Here is a 3,277-nt window from a genome sequence, read left to right as displayed (position 1 = left end):
TTTAATCCGAAAAAGGCGGCGGCAACAACGGCTTTTATCGTGATATTCTCCTCATTCTCAGGATTCTTAGGCCATGTTTCCCTCGGGAATATTGATATTAAACTATTGATTTTTTGTGCAATTGGTTCAATTGCAGGCGCTTTGTTTGGAGCTTATCTGATGAAAAAGAAATTGAGCGGTAAACAGGTAAAAATAGCAATAGGTCTAATATTATATATTATAGCGGTGAAGATGGTCTGGGATTTAATAAAATGAGACTTCTGTCACCCTTCGACAGGCTCAGGGTGACAATTTACCCACATATTATGAAAAAGAGCTATATTAATTCTGTTGCTGAAGAAATTATGAAATGGAAGCAGTCAGAGTAAAAGAACTGAGGAAAAGTTATAACACATTCCCAGCCCTTGACGGAATTAATTTCACGATAAGGAAGGGAGAGGTTTTCGGTCTTCTTGGTCCAAATGGTGCGGGCAAGACCACAACTATCAGGATACTTTCAGGGTTGACAAGACCTTCATCAGGAACTGCCACGATAATGGGATATGATGTTATGAACAATCCAGTGATGGTGAAGAAAAGCATCGGAGTAGTTCCTGAGACATCCAACTTATATCCTGAACTCACCTGTTTTGATAATCTTGTCTTTGCAGGAAGGCTCTATGGAATGAGCACAAGGAATATAAAGACAAAGTCAAAAGAGCTTCTCTATATGTTTGGTCTTCAAGAAAAAAGCGATGTGCCTTTCGGAAAATTATCAAGTGGCATGAAGAGAAAACTCACTGTAGCAGCTTCTCTTATTCATGACCCGCCGGTTTTATTCCTTGATGAACCTACAACAGGTCTTGATGTAATGAGCGCAAGGTCATTGAGGGAGATTATACAATCACTGAAAAATAGAGGGATTACAATACTTCTTACCACACATTATATTGAAGAGGCAGACAGGCTTTGCGACAGGATTGCCATTATTGTCAGAGGTAAAATCATTACCATTGATACCCCGGAGGCATTGAAAAAATCTGTCGGAATAGAAAAGGCATTTGATGTCAAAATAATTTCACATGCCGATTTTATTGAAAAGGAGTTTTCAAAGATAACCACAGCATTTAGATATGAGAAAAAGGAGGATGTATTCAGATTTTTCATAAATGATCTTGAGGCTTTCATTAAAGAATTTTCTGATTTCATTAAGGATAACAATTTACAAATAGAATCCATAAATACTGTGACACCATCCCTTGAAGATGCCTTTGTAGAGATTACAGGACTTAAGAGGGAAACAATGGTTCAGGAAAAAGGTAGCGGGAAATGAAAAATGCATTAAGAGGTGCTTTTTTTATAGCTCTGAAAGATATGAAGGCATATTATTTTAAGCCGCCAAACATAAGCTGGGGTATTTTATTCCCACTTGTGTTTATTCTTGCATTTTATCTCAGAAGTCCCATGGAATTTTCACATCTGATTCCGGGGCTACTGGCACTAAGTCTCCTTTTCAGCACTACTTCTATGGAGGCAATAGTTATAACATTTGAAAGAATGACAGGTGCTCTTGAGAGACTATTGCTTTATCCTGTGTCAGTAACGACTATTTTGGCGGGAAAGATATCGGGTGGAGCCGGTTTTGGCCTGTCTGTTACGATAATTTTTCTCCTGGGTCTGATTATTCTGTTCCCATTTCATCTTGAAAACCCCTTGTTGTTTCTGGCATCTGTCATCATATCGTCATTTGCATTTTCTGCCCTTGGGGCGTTTGTATCTGTCTCAGTGAAACAGGTATTTGAGGCACAGACTTTAGCAAATCTCTTCCGATTTCCGATGATCTTCCTGAGCGGTGTTTTTATACCGGTAAATAGTCTGCCGTCAATAATAAAACCGATAGCGTATCTGATGCCACTTACTTATAGCATCGACAGTATAAGATTTTCTTTTGGTTATCAATATCAAATAATGCATCCTGTATTGAGTTTGCTTGTTCTAACAATCTTTGCTTTTGTATTACTTGAATTATCGGCAAAGATATTGAAAGGCAGGATGTCCTGAAATCGTTTGTAATTATCTTATTGGCTTTGCTTTTCAGCCCGATTCCGGGATACAGTGCTGCTGATGCTGATTTAACAAAATATAGTCATATCATACAAACCGATACTATAAGCATTGGAGGCACTTATCGTTTGCGCGGTGAAATATAGAACTGAATTTAATGTAAAGAAATATGGAGGTTTAAAGTGAAGCGATTAATTATTTTTGTTATAGTTGTTGCCTTTTGCTCAGTAGGCTTTGCTCTGTATGCAGAGAATCTGAAAGAACCCGAGAAAAAGCCTGCTGCATCAGGAGTATGTCCGCCTTTTTATCTTAAGGACGAAGCAGGAAATATTATTGACCCTGTGCACAATGTTAATACGGACAAGCCTTATTCACCTAAGCAGACATGTGGTGCAACTGGATGTCACGATTACAACAAGATAACTGAAGGATTCCATTTCACACAGGGCAAAGGCGAGAAAGTTCCAGAACTTTTCGCGAAGAGATATAACTGGGTTAGTTCTCCTGGCAACTATGGCGGAACGTGGTGCTCTCCTGCGCCTTTGTATCGGCAACTCGCTCCCAAAAAGAATGATAGTGCCAGAATGATTGATATGACCTCATTTGATTTTGTGACCGCTACATGTGGCAACTGTCATCCAGGCGGAGGTCCTCTTGAGTATGACCGTGAGGGGAATAGATATGATGAATTCATGAAAAAGCAGAGCATGAAATCAGGAGAGGATAATGCTCTTGATGGTGATTATTTCAAGGCACGCTGGATTGATACAGGAGTAATTGAGGCAGACTGTTTGCTCTGCCATATGCCTGAATATAACTTTAAAGAACGGAACAAACACCTTGCAAATTTGAATTTTAAGTGGGCAGCAACTGCAGGAAGCGGTTTCGGAAGTGTTGACGGAAGTATTAAAGATAGCAAACCTGTGAAAGTAGCATATGATAAAAGCAAGTTTGATGAAGAAGGCAGGGTAATCGTCCATATTGTGCCTGAGCCACGAAATGAGACATGCCTTCAATGCCACAAAAAGCCTGACTGGAAGAAACGCGGGGCTGCATTCTCTGCGCGAACAGATGTCCATATGGCTGCAGGGCTCAGATGTGTTGATTGCCATGCTGCAGGGAGCAAGGCTGTTGATAAAAGAATTCAAGGGAAAGAAGTACATCAGTTCGGAAAAGGCGATGATCCTTCTGGCTGGGTAAGAAATGACCTTGATAATTCTATGAGAACATGTGA

Annotated in this window: 4 protein-coding genes; all 4 read left to right on the top strand. The window is 39.9% G+C overall.

Annotated features, from left to right (window positions below; all coding sequences use genetic code 11):
* Window positions 1-255: sulfite exporter TauE/SafE family protein (locus HXY53_06465; GenBank protein ID NWF76203.1), on the top strand; the 255-nt coding region annotated here is incomplete at its 5' end.
* 94 nt (window positions 256-349) lie between these two features.
* Window positions 350-1,312, top strand: coding sequence for an ATP-binding cassette domain-containing protein (locus tag HXY53_06460; protein ID NWF76202.1), 963 nt, complete (start codon window positions 350-352; stop codon window positions 1,310-1,312).
* Complete coding sequence (locus HXY53_06455) at window positions 1,309-2,040, top strand: ABC transporter permease (protein ID NWF76201.1); 732 nt, start codon at window positions 1,309-1,311, stop codon at window positions 2,038-2,040. The genes HXY53_06460 and HXY53_06455 overlap by 4 nt, the downstream gene beginning before the upstream one ends.
* Before the next feature lie 185 nt (window positions 2,041-2,225).
* The coding region (locus tag HXY53_06450) for a hypothetical protein (protein NWF76200.1) at window positions 2,226-3,277 on the top strand (1,052 nt) is incomplete at its 3' end.

The sequence above is a fragment of the Nitrospirota bacterium genome (assembly GCA_013388455.1).
GTDB lineage: Bacteria > Nitrospirota > Thermodesulfovibrionia > Thermodesulfovibrionales > SM23-35 > JACAFF01.
This window is presented reverse-complemented; position numbering and strand designations above follow the sequence as displayed.

Excerpts from the sequence above, each read along its gene's own strand:
- HXY53_06460 (NWF76202.1), top strand. The coding sequence starts at position 350 with ATGGAAGCAGTCAGAGTAAAAGAACTGAGGAAAAGTTATAACACATTC.
- HXY53_06455 (NWF76201.1), top strand. The coding sequence starts at position 1,309 with ATGAAAAATGCATTAAGAGGTGCTTTTTTTATAGCTCTGAAAGATATG.